This window comes from Cupriavidus pauculus (assembly GCF_022179805.1).
GTDB lineage: Bacteria > Pseudomonadota > Gammaproteobacteria > Burkholderiales > Burkholderiaceae > Cupriavidus > Cupriavidus pauculus_E.
Genome location: NZ_BPUO01000008.1, coordinates 363120 through 380138 on the forward strand (window position 1 = coordinate 363120; position 17019 = coordinate 380138).

The 17019-nt window shown below is 64.4% G+C and carries 19 protein-coding genes, 1 tRNA gene and 1 riboswitch; of the genes, 8 read left to right on the forward strand and 12 right to left on the reverse strand.

The window, feature by feature from the left end; translation table 11 throughout:
* Positions 1-80 precede the first annotated feature (80 nt).
* From MFF62_RS19165 to MFF62_RS19175, 3 genes are all read left to right on the forward strand, one after another.
* Positions 81-356, forward strand: coding sequence for an ElaB/YgaM/YqjD family protein (locus MFF62_RS19165; protein WP_006162945.1), 276 nt, complete (start codon positions 81-83; stop codon positions 354-356).
* Positions 357-533: 177 nt separating this feature from the next.
* On the forward strand, positions 534-911 hold the full coding sequence (locus tag MFF62_RS19170) for a phage holin family protein (RefSeq protein ID WP_238264703.1): 378 nt from the start codon (positions 534-536) through the stop codon (positions 909-911).
* Entirely contained in the window at positions 908-1426 is a 519-nt protein-coding gene (locus tag MFF62_RS19175; RefSeq protein ID WP_238264704.1) for a DUF3318 domain-containing protein, read from the forward strand. Before MFF62_RS19170 ends, MFF62_RS19175 begins: the two co-directional genes overlap by 4 nt.
* A gap of 13 nt (positions 1427-1439) precedes the next feature.
* On the opposite strand, the gene MFF62_RS19180 is transcribed toward MFF62_RS19175, so the two are convergent.
* From MFF62_RS19180 to ybgC, 12 genes are all read right to left on the reverse strand, one after another.
* A complete protein-coding gene (locus MFF62_RS19180; RefSeq protein ID WP_238264705.1) occupies positions 1440-3452 on the reverse strand; it encodes a diguanylate cyclase domain-containing protein in 2013 nt (670 codons plus the stop codon).
* A gap of 127 nt (positions 3453-3579) precedes the next feature.
* The gene (locus MFF62_RS19185) at positions 3580-4437 is read right to left on the reverse strand and encodes a hypothetical protein (protein WP_238264706.1); all 858 of its coding nucleotides are present in this window, start codon (positions 4435-4437) and stop codon (positions 3580-3582) included.
* A gap of 134 nt (positions 4438-4571) precedes the next feature.
* A tRNA-Lys gene (locus MFF62_RS19190) sits at positions 4572-4647 on the reverse strand.
* 60 nt (positions 4648-4707) lie between these two features.
* Positions 4708-5823 (reverse strand): YeeE/YedE family protein, encoded by a 1116-nt coding sequence (locus MFF62_RS19195; protein WP_238264707.1) that lies wholly within the window; start codon positions 5821-5823, stop codon positions 4708-4710.
* Positions 5824-5908: 85 nt separating this feature from the next.
* On the reverse strand, positions 5909-6592 hold the full coding sequence (gene queC / locus MFF62_RS19200; protein WP_238264708.1) for a 7-cyano-7-deazaguanine synthase QueC: 684 nt from the start codon (positions 6590-6592) through the stop codon (positions 5909-5911).
* Positions 6593-6809: 217 nt separating this feature from the next.
* On the reverse strand, positions 6810-7565 hold the full coding sequence (ybgF, locus tag MFF62_RS19205) for a tol-pal system protein YbgF (RefSeq protein WP_238264709.1): 756 nt from the start codon (positions 7563-7565) through the stop codon (positions 6810-6812).
* A gap of 18 nt (positions 7566-7583) precedes the next feature.
* A complete protein-coding gene (pal, locus tag MFF62_RS19210; protein ID WP_238264710.1) occupies positions 7584-8093 on the reverse strand; it encodes a peptidoglycan-associated lipoprotein Pal in 510 nt (169 codons plus the stop codon).
* A gap of 20 nt (positions 8094-8113) precedes the next feature.
* Positions 8114-9454 carry a Tol-Pal system beta propeller repeat protein TolB gene (tolB, locus tag MFF62_RS19215; protein WP_238264711.1) on the reverse strand — a complete coding sequence of 447 codons (1341 nt, stop codon included), beginning with the start codon at positions 9452-9454 and terminating at the stop codon, positions 8114-8116.
* 212 nt (positions 9455-9666) lie between these two features.
* A complete protein-coding gene (gene tolA, locus MFF62_RS19220; RefSeq protein ID WP_238264712.1) occupies positions 9667-10734 on the reverse strand; it encodes a cell envelope integrity protein TolA in 1068 nt (355 codons plus the stop codon).
* Positions 10735-10752: 18 nt separating this feature from the next.
* Positions 10753-11190, reverse strand: coding sequence for a protein TolR (gene tolR, locus MFF62_RS19225; protein WP_238264713.1), 438 nt, complete (start codon positions 11188-11190; stop codon positions 10753-10755).
* A gap of 21 nt (positions 11191-11211) precedes the next feature.
* A complete protein-coding gene (tolQ, locus tag MFF62_RS19230) occupies positions 11212-11895 on the reverse strand; it encodes a protein TolQ (protein ID WP_238264714.1) in 684 nt (227 codons plus the stop codon).
* On the reverse strand, positions 11892-12296 hold the full coding sequence (gene ybgC, locus MFF62_RS19235; protein ID WP_238264715.1) for a tol-pal system-associated acyl-CoA thioesterase: 405 nt from the start codon (positions 12294-12296) through the stop codon (positions 11892-11894). Before ybgC ends, tolQ begins: the two co-directional genes overlap by 4 nt.
* A gap of 169 nt (positions 12297-12465) precedes the next feature.
* A riboswitch (ZMP/ZTP riboswitch) is annotated at positions 12466-12569 on the forward strand.
* A gap of 180 nt (positions 12570-12749) precedes the next feature.
* On the opposite strand from ybgC, the gene glyA reads away from it, so the two are divergent.
* From glyA to MFF62_RS19260, 5 genes are all read left to right on the forward strand, one after another.
* Positions 12750-13997 (forward strand): serine hydroxymethyltransferase, encoded by a 1248-nt coding sequence (gene glyA / locus MFF62_RS19240; protein WP_238264716.1) that lies wholly within the window; start codon positions 12750-12752, stop codon positions 13995-13997.
* 151 nt (positions 13998-14148) lie between these two features.
* Entirely contained in the window at positions 14149-14616 is a 468-nt protein-coding gene (gene nrdR, locus MFF62_RS19245) for a transcriptional regulator NrdR (protein WP_238264717.1), read from the forward strand.
* A 209-nt stretch (positions 14617-14825) separates the two neighbouring features.
* Positions 14826-15443 carry a type IV pilus modification protein PilV gene (gene pilV / locus MFF62_RS19250; RefSeq protein ID WP_238264718.1) on the forward strand — a complete coding sequence of 206 codons (618 nt, stop codon included), beginning with the start codon at positions 14826-14828 and terminating at the stop codon, positions 15441-15443.
* Positions 15440-16378: a PilW family protein gene (locus tag MFF62_RS19255; protein ID WP_238264719.1), complete on the forward strand. Its 939-nt coding sequence runs from the start codon at positions 15440-15442 to the stop codon at positions 16376-16378. The genes pilV and MFF62_RS19255 overlap by 4 nt, the downstream gene beginning before the upstream one ends.
* Positions 16372-16998: a pilus assembly PilX family protein gene (locus MFF62_RS19260; protein ID WP_238264720.1), complete on the forward strand. Its 627-nt coding sequence runs from the start codon at positions 16372-16374 to the stop codon at positions 16996-16998. Before MFF62_RS19255 ends, MFF62_RS19260 begins: the two co-directional genes overlap by 7 nt.
* Positions 16999-17019: the final 21 nt, after the last annotated feature.

Genomic DNA, 17019 nt, shown 5'->3' on the forward strand with positions numbered 1-17019 from the left:
ACAAGAAATGCCACAAGCCCGAGCGGGCAAGGCAAAATGTCACCCACTTGAACCTAACCGCCCGCAAACAGGAGAAACTGATGAGCGATGTCAAGACCGTTCTGTCCGACGCCGAAGAACTGCTTAAGCAAGCGGCCTCGACCACCGGCGAGAAAGCTGCCGAACTGCGCGAGCGCGGCATGGGCTTGCTGAAGCAGGCCAAAGAGAAGGCCCAGGACTTGCAAGACGCTGTCGTGACCAAGAGCAAGGCGGCCGCCCGCGCCACCGACGATTATGTGCACGACCACCCGTGGCGCGCCGTAGGCGTGGCAGCCGGCGTGGGCCTGCTGATCGGCCTGCTGCTGAACCGCAAGTAAGCACAGGGCGAGCAGGCAGCAGCCCTCGCCCGCATCGCATGCCCAAGCCCCGGCTGCGCATCTGCGCCGGGTGCATGTTGTACCGAAGACCGGACTGGCGCGGCCCCATCCTGCCGCGCCAGCCCCTCCCTCGCAGATGCCGCCCATGCCGGCGCATCGCTTTATCGCCGGAGCCGCATGAGCGAATCCCATTCCCCCAAGTTCCTGGAGTCCCTTCGCAACCTCGTCGGTTCCGTGGTGTCGATGCTGCAGACGCGCCTGGAACTGGCCAGCGTGGAACTGGCCGAGGAACGCACGCGGCTGATGAAGGTGGCGCTGCTGGCCTGCTTCGGGCTGGTGTTCTTCAGCATGGCGCTGATGACCTTCACGCTGCTCGTGGCCATCCTGTTCTGGGAAACCTATCGCTGGCAGGCCATTGGCGCCATTGTCGTGTTCTACCTGGTGTGTGCCGCGGCCTGCCTGCTGGTGGCCCGCAACAAGGTAAAGAACGCCCCGCCACTGTTCGAATCCACGCTCGCCGAGCTTGATAAAGACCGGGAGATGCTGCGCCAATGACCAAGCCCGAAGACGATTCGATCGACAGCCATCCGCGCCACGAGCATCCGCGCCCGGTCCGCTTCACGCGGGAGGTGCGGTTGCCGCTCGAAGTCCGCAAGGAATTGCTGATCACCCGCGCCGCGCTGGAACGCTACGACGCCGTCCAGGCGTTGCGGCAGGTCAAGGGCGGCGCCCGCCGCATGACCAACCTCGGCGCATGGCTGCCGCGCGTGACCCGGCCGTCCGGCTGGCTCAAGCTGTTTGGCGTCACGCGTGACTACCCGATGCTGAGCACGGCCATCACGCTGGCCCTGCCCCTGCTGCGCAAGACGCCGATTGGCCGCGTGGCCTGGAAGCTGTCGAAGCTGGGCATGATTGGTGGCGCCGGTTACATGGCCTACAAGACCTGGAACACATCGAAGCCGCCGGTACGCAATGGCCGGGCAGCCGAGCCGGGCCGGCCGGTGGATACGGGCTTTCGCGACCCGCTCGTGCCGTCGCCGCCGACCACGCCCCCGGCATCAGAACCCTGATCAGCCGACCTGATCAACCAACCTGCACCCGGTTGCGGCCGTTACGCTTGGCCTGGTAGCAGGCCCCGTCGGCCGCATCGATGGCGTCCTCGCGTTTGACCGTCCATTCGTCGACCCTGACCAGGCCGATACTGATGCCGATCGAGAATTCCTGACCACGGCACAGGTACCGATAGGACGCGATGGCACTGCGCAGGGCCTCGGCCACCCGCTCGCCATCCGAGGCAGCGCAATATTCCAGCAGCACCGCGAATTCATCGCCGCCAAGCCGTGCCAGCGTATCGCTGCGCCTGAGCTGGTGGCGCATGACATCGGCGATCTGGCATAGCAGCTCGTCGCCCGCGGCATGTCCGCAGGTATCGTTGACCGCTTTGAAGCGGTCCAGATCCATGAACATCAGCGTGTGCGTGCAGCCTTCATGGTGCGCCCGGCCCACGGCCGCTTCCAGGCGTCGCTCGAATTCGGGACGGTTGACGAGCCCGGTCAGTGGATCGTGGCTCGCCTCGTACGCCAGTTGCGCGGCATGCGCGCGCTCCAGGCTCACGTCGTGCAGCACGACGACAATGCCGATGGCCTGACCGCCCTTGTCGCGGATCAGTGCCACCGATGGCTTGACCGCGAGCGTCGCGTCAGGATCGTCGGCTTGCCGGCGCATCAGCAGCATCGCCGTCTGGCTGGGCCAGGTTCCGGCCAGCGCGCGCGGCACCAGGTCGGTGACCGGCTCGCGCGTGGCTTCCTCGTGCAGACAGCAGACCTGCTGCAGGAAACAGCCGGCGGCCTCGGCATCGGTCCACCCGGTCATGCACTCGGCCACGGGGTTGAGCGACTGGATGCGTCCCCAGACGTCTGTGGTGATCACCGCCTCGCCAATCGCCTGCAACGTGACTTGCGCGCGCTCCTTTTCGGCGAACAGTTGCGCCTCGGACCGCTTGCGATCGGAAATATCGCTCAGCGAACCGGCCATGCGCATGGCCTTGCCCACGGCGTCGCGCACCATGCGCCCTCTTGCCCGCACCCACAGATATCCGCCGCTCTTGCGGCGCAGCCGCAGCTCCACGTCGTACGGCGCACCCTTGCGCACGTGGCCGACCAGGCGGCGGTCGAATTCGGCCATGTCGGCCGGATGCATCAGGGCCAGCAGGGTTTCGCGCGCATGGGGCAACTCATGGGGACCATAACCGAGCATCTCGGCGCAGCGCGGCGAGAAATACAACTCTCCCCGGTGCGGATGCCAGTCCCACAGGCCATCGGTACTGCCGGCCACGGCCAGCTGCAACCGTTCTTCGCTGACCTTCAACGCATGCCGCAGTTGCCGCTGGCGCGCCATGACCCGGGTCGACATCCAGATGGCACAGCCGAGCAACAGCACTGCCAGCCCCACCGAGCACCACGTCAGCAGCACGCGCACGCGCCGCGACGCCTTGCCCAGCGCGCCCGAGAACGCTTCTTCCATCGGTGTGAGCAGTGCATCGATATCGGCGATCTCGCGCTGCAGCGGCGCCACGCAGGCGGCGTCGCAGCCGTGGGTAGCAACGCGGTCGCGCAGCCGCCGCGCCATGGCGTCGAGCCGCGCGATTTCCACATCCGCGGCAGCCCAGATCGAAATCGCTTCATCGATCTCGGTCACATGCCGGAAGTAGCGGTAGAGTCGGATCATGCTAGGGATGTCGGCCGGATGATTGCCGCCGACCAGCAGGCCATCTACCGCGCGGTCGCGGTTGTAGTCGCGCTTTTCGAGTTCGAGGCGAGCCTGATGGTCGCCGAGTGGCAGGGCAATCGCGGCCTGGTAGGCTTCGAAGTCGGCTTCGTCGCGCGTGTTGGCGTACCGCAGCAGATGCAGCACCGCCGCCTTCTGCCCCTTGGTCCAGAGGCTTTCACCGGCCACGAAGCCGCGCGCGGCGGACATCACGTCCACGCTGGCCAGGCAGAACACCGCCAGCGCCAGAACCACCGGAACAAACGGCCAGACAACACGCAGTACGTGCTCATTGGCCGGCAGGCTATCGCCGCCACCAGCTTGCTGCATATGAGACTTCCCGCGCCGGGCAGGTTCCCGGCCCTGTCGATGAATGCGCCACGGCCGCCATGCCAGGCCAGCCGTGTCTGGTTGTATTGTCAATGAGGCGTCGCGGGGCGTCTCTACCTCAGACTGGTTAATTGATCCCGGGAAGATGCACCCCCCAACCGCCTAGCAGAACAACGAGCAGCACGCCATTCAACAAGGCCAGTCCGGTGAGGATGAAGACCAGCATCGGCAAGGTTTTCAGCCAGGCCAGCCCGGCAGAGACCGACGCGTAGGTGGCGTCGAGATAGCGCGTGGCCCGCTTGCGCATGACCAGCCAGTAGAAGGTGCCGCCCGCCGCCAGCAGCCCAACCAGCCAGGGCAACCAGGCAAGCGCCGATGTCGCCATGGGACTGCCACCGGCGCGCGTGGGCCGTGGTGGCATTGGTGGCAGCGGCTGCAAGGAATCACGCAGCGATCGCTGTACCGGTTCGAAGATGGGCACCACCGGATCGGGATCGCCGGACGGGGTGCCGAACAGATTGCCGGTCGTCGCGGTGGACGTCGCCACGGGCGGTGGCATCGCGCGCCGCGACGCCTTGTTGTCGGCCACCACAGGCGGCCTGGTCGATGCTTCGCGCACCGCCGGCGAATGAGGCACGCTGCGCCAGCTTGCGAACAACTGGTCCAGGCATCGTACGGACGTGCAGGCATCGCGCCTCTTGCGCCAGGCATCCAGATCGCTCTTGCGCAATGTGCCGGCGTTGCGCCTGCGCTGCTGGTCGGCGTAGATGTCCTCGTAGGACTCGTGCAGCATCGCGTATTCGCAGATCAACTGCCGGCCATGCGGCCGCAGGCGCGGCGATTCCGCGCATGACGCCGTCGCCGGCGCCGAGACGTCACAACGCCCCCGAAACGCCTGCGGGCACGCAATATCCGAGGCCCAGGCCACGTCGGCGATCCACAATGCCAGGACAAGGAAGAAAGCCAGGCGGCCAATCCGGTGCATGGTGTGTGCGCATCAACCATTCATGAACGCGGGACATTCATTCTAGGCAGCCATGCCGCACGTTGCCGGATCTGTTACCGTGCGGACAAAACAAAAGGGCCTGTGACTTGCGCCACAGGCCCTTCTGATCATCCTGGTGGGTCGTGCGTGACTCGAACACGCGACCAACGGATTAAAAGTCCGCTGCTCTACCGACTGAGCTAACGACCCGGAAAAACTGAATCCGCGATTATAGGGAGACCCCTATGGAGTGTCAAGGGTGGGCGCCGGTCAGGCCATACGCTCCAGACGCCACATCTGGTACTTGAAAGCCAGCACTGCGCCGACCAGAATCGTCGCAAACACGATGAACGAACCGATGGCCAGCGTCGACACGCCGGACAGCCCCTGCCCGATCGTGCAGCCCAGCGCGGTCACGCCGCCGGCGCCCATCAGGATGCCGCCGACCATGTGGTTGGCCACGTCCTCGGCATTGCCGAAACCTTCCCAGCGGAACGTGCGCGAGACCAGCGCATAGGCCGCCGCGCCGCCAATCACGCCGATCACGCTGACGATGCCCAGCGTCAACACCTTGCTCTTGTCGCTGAACATCATCAGCCAGTCCAGCGTGTAGGCGTACGGCGCCACGAAGCTCAGGCTTTCCATGCGGCCGCTGTTGGTGGCGACGAACAGCTCTTCGAGCGTGTTCGGGTCTTCCGACACATAGCCGAGATGGCCCGACACGTACCACATGCCCACGATGATCAGCCCGACCGCCAGGCCGCCCAGCAGGTTGTCGAACGTGCGGAAACCGTTGCCGATCAGCGCCCAGACCACCAGCACCGCGCCGATAGCCACGCCCAGCACCAGTTGCAGCATGCCGCGCGCCATGCCGGTGGCCTGCGCCACCACCGACGGCAAGTCCTGCGTCGACGGCAGCGTCACCGCCACGGCATCCACGGTGTTCACGCGCACCACGCCGAACAGGCCGCGTAGCGTCATGTACGCCGACAGGCCCAGGAACACGAACACCACCAGCGACTTCAGGTTGCCCGCGCCAATGCGCACCAGCGTCTTGCTGCCGCAGCCCGATGCCAGCACCATGCCAAAGCCGAACATCAGCCCGCCCACGGCCGCCGACAGCCAGCCCAGCTTGGCCGACGTGTAGATGGTCTTGGTCGGATCGATCAGGCCGGCCCACGCCAGCACGCCGGTACCGATCATCGCCACGCCGATGGCCAGCACCCACATGCGCATGCGGCTCCAGTCGCCAATGTTGACGATGTCCGAGATGGCGCCCATCGTGCAGAAATGCGTGCGCTGCAGCACGGCGCCGAACAAGAAGGTCAGGACGAAGGTACTCAGCAGTACGGTGTGCGTGAGTGCGGGGATGTCAATGTCGGGCATGTCTCGGGGGTGGCTCTAGGAATTTCTGCTCGTGAACGGGGGCACTCGTCGGCGCCCCTCTCTTCTTGGTGTATCGCTCGTCGCGTCAGGCAGGCGTCTGGTAGCGCGTGGGATCGGCAACGCCGGCCTGCTCGAAACCGGCGCGACGGATGCGGCACGAATCGCACACCCCGCAGGCGCGGCCTTCGTCGTCGGCCTTGTAGCACGACACCGTCAGACCATAGTCAACGCCCAGCTTCACGCCGGCACGGATGATCTCGGCCTTGGTCATGTCGATGATCGGCGCATGCACGTGAAAGCGGTCGCCTTCGACACCGGCCTTGGTGGCCAGGTTGGCCAGTGCCTCGTAGGCCGACACGTATTCGGGGCGGCAATCCGGGTAGCCGGAGTAGTCCACCGCGTTGGCGCCGAAGAACAGGTCGCGGCCGCCAACAGCCTCGGCCCACCCGAGCGCCAGCGACAGCATGATCGTATTGCGTGCCGGAACGTAGGTAATCGGGATGCCGCCGGTGGCGCCATCGGTCGGCACGTCCAGCGCATCGTCGGTCAGTGCCGAACCGCCAAAGCGGCGCAGGTCCAGGTCGATGATTTCGTGGCGCTTGGCGCCCAGTGCCGCGGCCACCTGCTTCGCCGCTTCCAGTTCGGAAGAATGCCGCTGGCCGTAGCGCATCGACAAGGCGTAGGTTTCAAAGCCGGCCGCATTGGCCATGGCAAGCACGGTGGCGGAATCCAGACCGCCGGATAACAGGACGATTGCGCGTTTGGTCATGATGGGTTGCGCGCGGAACAAGCGCGCTGGTAGTCACGCCTCGATGGGCGAATCGCGTATTTTAGCGCGGTTGCCTTGGTACGCCGGCGGTTCTTGGCTTCCCTCTCCCGCCTTGCGGGAGAGGGAAGAAAACAAACGGGAAATCGCCTTCCCCAAAAAAGAAAAAACCCGCATACATCGCGGGCTCTCTCCTGACTTGCGTACTGCCGGTATCCGGTTACTTCAGCGTCTTCAGCCGGTTGCTGGCGGCCTGGGCGCCTTCGGTGCCCGGATATTTCGACACCACCGTTTCCAGCGTCTTCTTGGCCTGGGCTTTCTGGCCAGATTCCATCTGGTTGTTGGCGATGGCGATCATGGCGTCCGGTACCTTCGCATGCGTCGGGAATTGGTTCACCATGTTTTGCAGCACGAAGGTCGAACCCTTGTAGTCACGCTGCGCGTAGAGCGAATTGCCGAGCCAGAACTGCGCCAGCGGCAGGTACGGGCTTTGCGGATACTTCTTCGCAAACGCCGAGAAGGCATTGCCCGCGCCCTTGAAGTCGCCCGACTGGAACTGCTTCAGCGCGGCGTCGTACTCGGGCTTCTCGGAAGGCTGTGCCAGCCCTTCCTTGCCGTCCACGGTCACCTGTTGCGGCTCGAACTTCTTCAGGCGCGCATCGAGGTCGGCGTAGTAATCCTTCTGCTGCTTCTGCAGCGTGTCCACCGTGTTTTGCAACACCTCGTTCTGACCGCGCAGCCGCGCCACTTCCTGACGCAGACCTTCAAGCTGGTTCTGCATGTCGAGTTGTTGACGGCTGTTCTGGTCAATCCGTTGCGATGCCGTGGCCTGGAAACCGTTGAACTGGTCCCGCAGCTGGATCACCGCCTTGCGCGCCTCGTCGTCGTCAAAGACGCCGGCGGCGGCCGAATTGGCTGCCAGCATGCCGCCGGAGACAGCGGCCAGCCACAGCAGGGTGGAAACGCGAGAATTCATGAAGGATTATTCCGTGGATCAGTAGACGATGTCGGCGCGACGGTTTTCAGCCCACGACGCTTCGTCGTGACCGGTGGCCTTCGGCTTTTCCTTGCCCAGGCTCACAGCTTCCATTTGCGACTCGGGCACGCCCAGCGACGACATCGAGCGACGCACGGCTTCAGCACGCTTCTGGCCCAGGGCCAGGTTGTATTCGCTGGTACCGCGTTCGTCGGTGTTGCCCTGGATCAGGATCTTGCGGCTCTTGTTGGACGACAGGTACTGCGCGTGCGTCTGCAGCGTGCCCTGGTATTCCGACTTGACCGAGTAGCTGTCGAAGTCGAAGTACACGCTGCGCTTGGCCAGCGGGCTGTTCGGGTCGTTCAGCGGGTCGGCGGCAACCACCGGCGCCACGGCGCGCGGATCGGTCTGTGCGCCGCCCGTGCCGGTGCCGGCCTTCGAAGCGTCGTCCAGCTTCACGCCGGAACTGCAGGCGCCCAGGGCCAGCAGTGCGGCCAGGGCGAGCGATTTGGTCATCATTTGGGACATGGCGAGAGACTCCTCTTTTTCTACTGCATGAAAGGACCCCAGGACGGCTCGCGAACTTCGCCGGACTGGAGTGACAGAACCTGTTTCGTTCGGCCGTCCGTGGAGACTGCCGCCAGTACCGAGCGGCCGCCCACGCGGGTGGCGTACAGGATGTATTTACCGTTGGCGGCGAAGCTCGGGGCTTCGTCGTTCGACGTATCCGTGAGAGAAGTCACGTCACCGTTGGACAGGTCCTGCAGCTGCAGGCGGAAGCCGCCCGTACGCGAGATGAAGGCCAGGTACTTGCCGTCCGGCGAAACGCGCGGGCTGACGTTGTAGTTGCCCTTGAAGGTCACGCGCTGCGCTGCGCCGGATTCCTCGCCAGAGGCCGGCATACGGTAGATCTGCGGCGCACCGCCGCGATCGCTGGTGAAATAGATGCTGCGGCCGTCCGGCGCAAATTGCGGCTCGGTGTCGATGGCGCTGCTGCGCGTGATGCGGCGCAGGCCGCTGCCGTCGGCGTTGACCAGGTAGATCTGGGTGTTGCCGTCGCGCGAGAGCGCCACGGCCAGGCGCTGGCCGTCCGGCGACCACGACGGCGCGCTGTTGTTGCCCTTCTGGTTCGACACCAGCGTGCGCTTGCCCGTGGCCAGGTCATGCACATAGACCACCGGCTTCTTGGCTTCGAACGAGACGTAGGCCACGCGGCGGCCATCGGGCGACCACGACGGCGAGATGATCGGCTCGCTGCTGGACAGCGCCACCTGGGCGTTCTGGCCATCCGAATCGGAAATCAGCAGCTGGTAGCGGTTGCCCACCTTCGACACATACGACAGGCGCGTGGCAAACACGCCGCGCTCGCCCAGCAGCTTCTCGTAGATGTAGTCGGCGATCTTGTGCGCGGTCACGCGCAACTGGCCTTGCGACACATTGAACGCCAGCCCGCCCAGGCTCTGGCCCTTGACCGTGTCGTACAGGCGGAAACGCACCTCGTACTGGCCATTGCCGCTGGGGGTCACGCTACCGGCAACGAACGCATCGGCGCCCTTGGCCTTCCAACTTCCCAGATCCACCTGGGCCGATTCGGCCACCGTGGCGCCGGCGGGATCGACATTGCGGAAACGGCCGCTGTTGGTCAGGTCGGCACGGATGACGGCGGTCAGATTCTGCGCGCCCTGGCCTTCGCCCTGGAAGTTGGCCGTGGCCACCGGGAACTGGTTCGAGCCCACGCCGGTGATTTCCACGTTCAATTGCGCGTGCGCCACGCCGGCGGACATCAGCGCCGCGGCCAGCCAGGCCATCAGCGCGTGACGGCCCTGTTCGCGGGTGATCTTGGTGGTCTGGCGTCGAGACAGCCAGTTGGGGGCCCAAAGCTTTCGCATGCTGCTCCTCAGTCGATTTCAGGTTTCATCGGTACGGCGGGCACAGCAGGTACGGCAGCACGACATGACATGCGGCTTGGCGCATTCCGTCGTGCATGCGTCTTGCACACTGCCGGCCGCGTCAGGCAACCGTTCATGGTAGCGATCGGACTGGCGGCCAACGATGAAGGTTGCATTATGTTGCAAATCATGGCGCTCTCGACACTCCGTCCTCAGTCCTTGGGGCGGAACGTGATCGTGAATTCGAACGAAGGCGCCTTGCCGTCCTCGTCACGCGGCAGAGGGTCCGAGCGCTCCACGGCGCGCAGCACGGCGTTGTCCCAGTCCGAATCGCCGCTGGACTTGGCCAGCCGCTTGGACAGGATCGAGCCGTCCGGAGCCAGCCTCACGGCCACCACGGCCGACGGATTGCCCTGCACGTCGCCGTTGAAGATGATGTTCGGCTTCACCTTGCGACGCACGCGGTCGGAATAGCCCGGCGACGCCTTGCCGCCCGAGCCCGCGCCCGAACCGGCCGCATTGCCGATGCCACCACCGCTCGACGACGCATTGCCGCCACCGGCCAGCGCCTGCAGACGGGCCAGCTCGCTCTTGCGCTGCGCATTGGCCGCAGCCTCGCGCTTGGCCTTGGCGTCGGCATCGGCCTTCGCCTTGGCCTGCTTCTCGGCATCAGCCTTGGCCTTGGCCTGCTTGTCCGCGTCGGCCTTGGCCTGCGCGTCCTTGCGTTCCTGCTCGGCCTTTTCCTTTTCCTTCGCGAGCTGAGTGGCCTTGTCCTTGTCTGCCTTGTCCTTCTCCGCCTTCTTCTTCGCGTCTTCCTTGCGCTGCGCGTCGAGCTGCTGCTGGCGCTGCTCTTCCTTGCGCTGCGCTTCCTTCTGTTCCTGCTCCTTGCGCTCGCGCTCGCGGCGCGCGGCTTCCTCGCGGGCGGCGGCTTCCTCGGCCTGCTTGCGCTTCTTCTGTTCCAGCGCGATATCGGCGGCGTCCTCGACCTTGCTGCGCACCACGGGCTGTGGCGGCTGCGGTACGGGCTGCTCCACCGGGCGCGGCGGCGGCGTGGGCGTGACGTCGGGGATTTCTTCCCAGAGTTCGGCCTCGGCGCCAACCGGCGTGCTGCTCTGCCAGTGCACGCCGTAATACAGCACGATGCCGAGCAACAGGTGCATCAGCAGCGCGAGCAGGAACGACCGCGTCGTGCCGCGTTCCTTAACCGGCTGATACGGATAGGCGGCGGCTTTCGCGCGCGAAGGCCGTTGGTGCGGATGACGTGACGAGAGGCTGGCCACTTTAGGAGGCGATAACGCTTACTTGGACTTGACCATCAGGCCGACGCGCTTCACGCCATCGGCCTTGAGCACGGACATGACGTCCAGCACGGCTTCGTATTTCACGGCCTTGTCGGCGGCAATCACCACCGGCTGGTCCGGATTCTCGTTCTGGCGCTGGTGCACGAAATCAGTCAGGCCACGCTTGTCGAGCTTGCGCTCGAACGATCCGCCCGACTGGTCCTTGCCGCGCGCGGTCAACTGGCCGTCCTCATGCACGGTCACGATGATCGGCGGGGTCTGCTGCTGCGGCGTGGCGTTGGCCACCGACGGCAGGTCCACCACGGCCGGGTTCACGATAGGTGCCGCCACCATGAAGATGACGAGCAGCACGAGCATCACGTCGATGTACGGCACGACGTTGATTTCTGCGCTGGCGCGGCGGCGCGAACCGCCACGGCGCTGGATGGCTGCCATGTCTGTGCTCCCCCTGTCTGGTTAGCGCGTCTGGCGCTGCAGGATATTCAGGAATTCTTCCATGAAGCTCTCGAACCGGATGGCCAGGCGGTCGATCTCCGTGGCGTAGCGGTTGTAGGCAATCACGGCCGGAATGGCGGCGAACAGGCCGATCGCCGTGGCGACCAGCGCTTCGGCAATACCGGGCGCCACCGATGCAAGCGTCGCCTGCTGCACATTCGAAAGGCCACGGAACGCGTTCATGATCCCCCAGACCGTGCCGAACAGGCCGATGTAGGGGCTGACCGAGCCCACCGACGCCAGGAACGGCAGGTGCGACTCCAGCACGTCCATCTCGCGCTGGTACGCAGCGCGCATGGCGCGGCGGGCCGCGTCCAGCAGGGCGCCCGCGTCGTTGCTGCGCTCGCGGGCCTTCAGGAATTCACCCATGCCCGACTCGAAGATGCGTTCCAGCGCGCCGGTGTTGTGGCGGTTGTTCACGGCGCTGTTATAGAGCGCCTGCAGGTCGCCGCCCGCCCAGAAATCGCGCTCGAAGACCTCGGTCTGCGTGCGCGCGGCGCGCAGCGCCAGGTGCTTGCGGAAAATATAGGTCCACGAGAACAGGGACATCACCAGCAGCAGCGCCATGACGGCCTGTGCCAGCAGGCTGGCGTGAAGGACCAGCGAAATGATCGACAGGTCTTGTGTGACGGTCACCGGATTCATCGAGCGTTTTTAATAGTGGCAAGAACAGGGGCAGGAATCGGGGCCGGACGGAACGTGCTTTTATCGACACATCCCACACGGATATTGCCGCTGGCCAGCAGCAGATCACCTCGCCAGGCTTCCTGGGCGAATTGGACCGACGCGGGCCCGACCCGTTCGATACGCGTACGGATCTCCAGTTGGTCATCCAGCCGGGCGGGCGCATTGTATTCCACAGCGGTACTGCGTACGACGAAGACCACGCCAGACATATCGGCAAGGGTCTGTTGTTCGATGCCGAGCGAGCGCAGCCATTCGGTCCGGGCCCGTTCGAAGAACTTGAGGTAGTTGGCGTAGAACACCACGCCGCCAGCGTCTGTGTCTTCCCAATACACGCGCAGCGGCCACACGAAATTTGGCATGGGCGGCATTGTAACGGAGCGCACTGGTTAACCCGTAGCCGACTTTGCAACAGCAAGTTGCGAGCCATGCGCCACAGGCCCTTGACCGCACAGGGCGTCTGCCCCATCCGGCACCCGTGCCCCCGGCTTGCAGCAAGCGGCGCGTTCGCATAAACTCTGCCGCAACCATTCCACCTTGCGCGACTGGCGAAGTCAGTGGGTACTACCACGAGGAAGCGCAAGATCTTTGGGCGTGAAGTTCGAAAGCGCCTGCCGCTCGCCTGGGCAGCGAATGGGAAGCAGGGTGCGCCCTGCACCGGAGGCCGTATTCGGCAGACCGGTGCTGGACGCCATTGACTTCCCCGCGCGCCCTACCCGCGATGTATTCCCGTTCCAATCCGAAAAGCGCCGACCCGCAACCGATCTTCATATCGATTTTGCCGTCCGCTTTCCTTTTTACAGACGAGTCACGCCATGTTTGAACGTAGCCGTTTCACCATCGAGCAGATCGACCCCGAAGTCTTCGCCGCGATCCAGAAGGAAGACCAGCGCCAGGAAGACCATATCGAGCTGATCGCCTCCGAGAACTACACCTCGCCGGCCGTGATGGCCGCGCAGGGCTCGCAACTGACCAACAAGTACGCCGAGGGCTATCCCGGCAAGCGCTACTACGGCGGCTGCGAGTACGTCGACGTCGTGGAGCAACTGGCCATCGACCGCGTGAAGCAGCTGTACGGCGCCGATGCCGCCAACGTGCAGCCGAATTCGGGCTCGCAGGCCAACCAGGGCGTGTTCTTCGCCATGCTCAAGCCGGGCGACACGATCATGGGCATGAGCCTGGCCGAAGGCGGTCACCTGACGCACGGCATGGCGCTGAACATGAGCGGCAAGTGGTTCAACGTGGTCAGCTACGGCCTGAACGCCCAGGAAGACATCGACTACGACGCGCTGGAAAAGAAGGCCCACGAAACCAAGCCGAAGATGATCATCGCCGGCGCCTCGGCCTTTGCTCTGCGCATCGACTTCGAACGCATCGCCAAGGTTGCCAAGGCAGTTGGCGCCTACTTCATGGTGGACATGGCCCACTACGCCGGCCTGATCGCCGCCGGTGTGTACCCGAACCCGGTGCCGCACGCCGACTTCGTGACCACCACCACCCACAAGAGCCTGCGCGGCCCGCGTGGTGGCGTGATCCTGATGAAGGCCGAGCACGAAAAGGCCATCAACTCGGCCATCTTCCCGGGTATCCAGGGCGGCCCGCTGATGCACGTGATCGCCGCCAAGGCCGTGGCCTTCAAGGAAGCCCTGCAGCCCGAGTTCAAGGTCTACCAGCAGCAAGTGGCCAAGAACGCCGCCGTGCTGGCCGAGACGCTGATCTCGCGCGGCCTGCGCATCGTGTCGGGCCGGACCGAAAGCCACGTGATGCTGGTGGACCTGCGCGCCAAGCAGATCACCGGCAAGGAAGCCGAGAAGATCCTGGGCGACGCGCATATCACGGTCAACAAGAACGCCATCCCGAACGATCCGGAAAAGCCGTTCGTGACCTCGGGCATCCGCCTGGGCTCGCCGGCCATGACCACGCGCGGCTTCAAGGAAGACGAAGCCCGCCAGGTGGCCAACCTGATCGCCGACGTGCTGGACAACCCGCACGACGAAGCCAACATCGCCCGCGTTCGCGAGCAGGTGGCAGCGCTGACGCGCCGCTTCCCGGTGTACGGCTGATTGCGCACGCGATCTGAAGCGTAGCTATAGTTAGTACGCACCAACGGCGCCGCCACCCCCACGGTGGCGGCGCCGGTTGATCCGCCACAACCCCGCGGCAGAATTCAAAGATGCAAAATGCGGGCTGGCAAATTTCTTCGGGTGGTCAGGCATGAAATGCCCCTTCTGCGGTCATTCCAATACCCAGGTCCTTGATAGTCGCGTGTCCGAGGACGGCGAAGCCGTGCGTCGCCGCCGGCGTTGCGAGGCCTGCGACCGCCGCTTTACCACCTACGAACGCATCGAGCTGTTCTTCCCGGCCATCGTCAAGAAGAACGGCTCCCGCGTGGACTACACCCGCGCCAAGCTCAAGGATTCGATGCGGCTGGCGCTCCGCAAGCGGCCGGTGTCGGCCGAGGCCATCGACGAGGCCATCCTGCGCATCGAGGAAAAGCTGCTGGCACTGGGCGAAAAGGAAATCCCCAGCAGCCAGGTGGGTGAACTGGTCATGCGCGAACTGCGCAAGCTCGACAAGATTGCCTATATCCGCTTTGCTTCCGTCTATCGAAGCTTCGAGGATGTGTCTGAATTCCGCGACGTACTCGACGAGTTTTCCACCCCCACCCCACGAAAGGGGTAGCCACTTCCTGAAAAAAGCTGTCTAATCTGCACTAGCCTCCTTCGGGTATGGAGGCCGGCGAGCGAGCGCGCGTTTTAATCGCAAGGCATCGCAGATACAAGGAAGCCGCCAGCGGAACCGGACCCAGCAGAGGCCCGGACGCACACAGAATTCCAGCGCGCCGCGCAAAGAAGAAAAAAGAACTGTCGTTTTTTGGACGGGAGTCACAAATGGGTCAATCTCGCTGCCGGGAGGCAGCTGGCTTCACCATGCTTGAAGCATTGGTCGCCATTGTCGTGCTCGCCTTCGGCGTGCTGGCGGTGGCCAACCTTCTCATCAAGTCATTCCGCTTCGCGCAGCAATCCTCTTATGACGTCGTGGCCCTGCAACTGGCCAACGATATCTCGGATCGCATGCGTGCCAACGGCGCGCAGATTATCGCCGGCACGTTCGACAACTTCGATACGAAGCAGGGCGTTCCGCAGATCGCGGACGGGACCAATCTCTTCAAGACCCCGTGCACAGGCTCGACGGCAACCTGCGGACCCATCTCGGCGGTATTCGATCTCGCGGAATGGTCGCACAGGGTCATCACGAGCCTGCCAAGCGGCCGGGCCGTTATCTGCCGCGACTCCAACACCTGGACGCAAGGCACCGGCTACACGTGGGACTGCAAGGCCGTGCCAGGTGGGACCGGGTCTCAGAAAGATACCCCGCTCGTGGTGAAAATCGGCTGGCTGTCACGTTTCAACGACGACAGCGATACCGGTACCGCCGATGGCAACCTGGCCGATGGCTCGGCCAAGGTCCAGCTTGTCGTCGTCGTCTCACCGGGAGTCGACAAGTGAAGACTCGTCCGAACGCCCCACATCTGGCACATCGTCGCGACGCGGGCTTTACGCTCGTCGAACTGATGGTGACGCTGGTGATCAGCCTGCTCGTGCTGATGGCCGGCCTCTCCTTCTACATGATGAGCCGCAGCAGCTACGAAACGATCAACGACAGCGCCAACCTCGAGGAGCGCGGCAACTTCGCACTGTCCATCGTGACGCGGCTCATGCGCCAGACCGCGTACGTCCCGGTTGTGCCCAACACCGGCGGCATGATGTACGTGCCAGACCCGATGATTGTCGGCATCGACAACTGCTCGAATCCCAACAACAGCGAAACACTGGCATGTGGCGCTGGTGGCGGCATCAACGCCAGCGACGCCATCATCGTCCGTTATTTTGGCGTCGGCCAGCAGGCGGACCAGAGCAAGCCCGATGAGTCTGTTGTCGACTGTTCTGGCCAGGGCGTTGCAAGCTACACGGACAGCGACAAGGCCGCCTCGCAGCGGGGGTTGTCGATCCTGTACATCGGCAACGGTGCCAACGGCAAGCCATCGCTGATGTGCAAGTACCGCGAACGTGCCGCCAGCGGCGTGGAGACCACGGACACGTACCAGACGCAAGAACTGGTACCCGGGGTAGAGAACCTGCAACTGCTCTACGGCATGAGCACCAATGGCGACGACGTGCCGGACAAGTACGTCACCGGAACGGGCATCACGACCGACGCGGACTGGCGCAACGTCAAGACGGTCAAGGTCGCCATGATTGTCCGTGCCGATTCCACTAGCGCGGACGCCGGCGCCCCGGCTGCAATCTCGCTGTTCGGCCCGCTGTACAGCGGGGACAACGCCACCTACACACCCACTGTCGACGTCAAATCGGCGCGCAAGCTGTATTACGCGACCATCCAGATTCGTAACTACCAGACTTGCGGAGGTATGTCGTGCTAAAGATTACCCATACCGCCCGGCTTCGCCGCGCGCAGCACGTCCGCGGTATCGCGTTGATTACCTCGGTAATCATGCTGCTGGTGATTACCTTGCTGGCGCTGGGTGGCGCCCGGCTGGCGCTCGATACCAAGCGGTCCACCCGCAACCAGCGCGACCTCGAGATTGCCTACCAGGCGGCCGAAGCCGCCCTGTATGACGCCGAACTCGACATTGGCGAAGCCATCAAGCGCTCCAGCCTGTTCCTGCCAACCAGCACCGCCGGATTTCTTGACGGGGACTGCAATACCGGCACGACCATGCCGTCCGCATTCCTGGGTATGTGCAACACCGCCGACCGCACGGGCGAGCCCATCTGGAACACGATCGACTGGACCGCGGCCATCGACAACAAGACCGTGGAGTACGGCACGTTCACCGGCCGCTCGTTCCCGACCGGCAGCGGCCTGACGCCCGCGCGCAAGCCTCGCTACCTGATCGAGATCCTGCAGGACAACGAAAACGGCAAGTCGGCAAGCACGCCGACGCCGCAATACAAGTACCGCATCACAGCCATCGGCTTCGGCCCCTCCGACACCACGCGCGCCATCGTGCAGTCGGTCTACCGCAAGTCCGAGTCCTGATTCAGAAACTTCGTCTGCCCC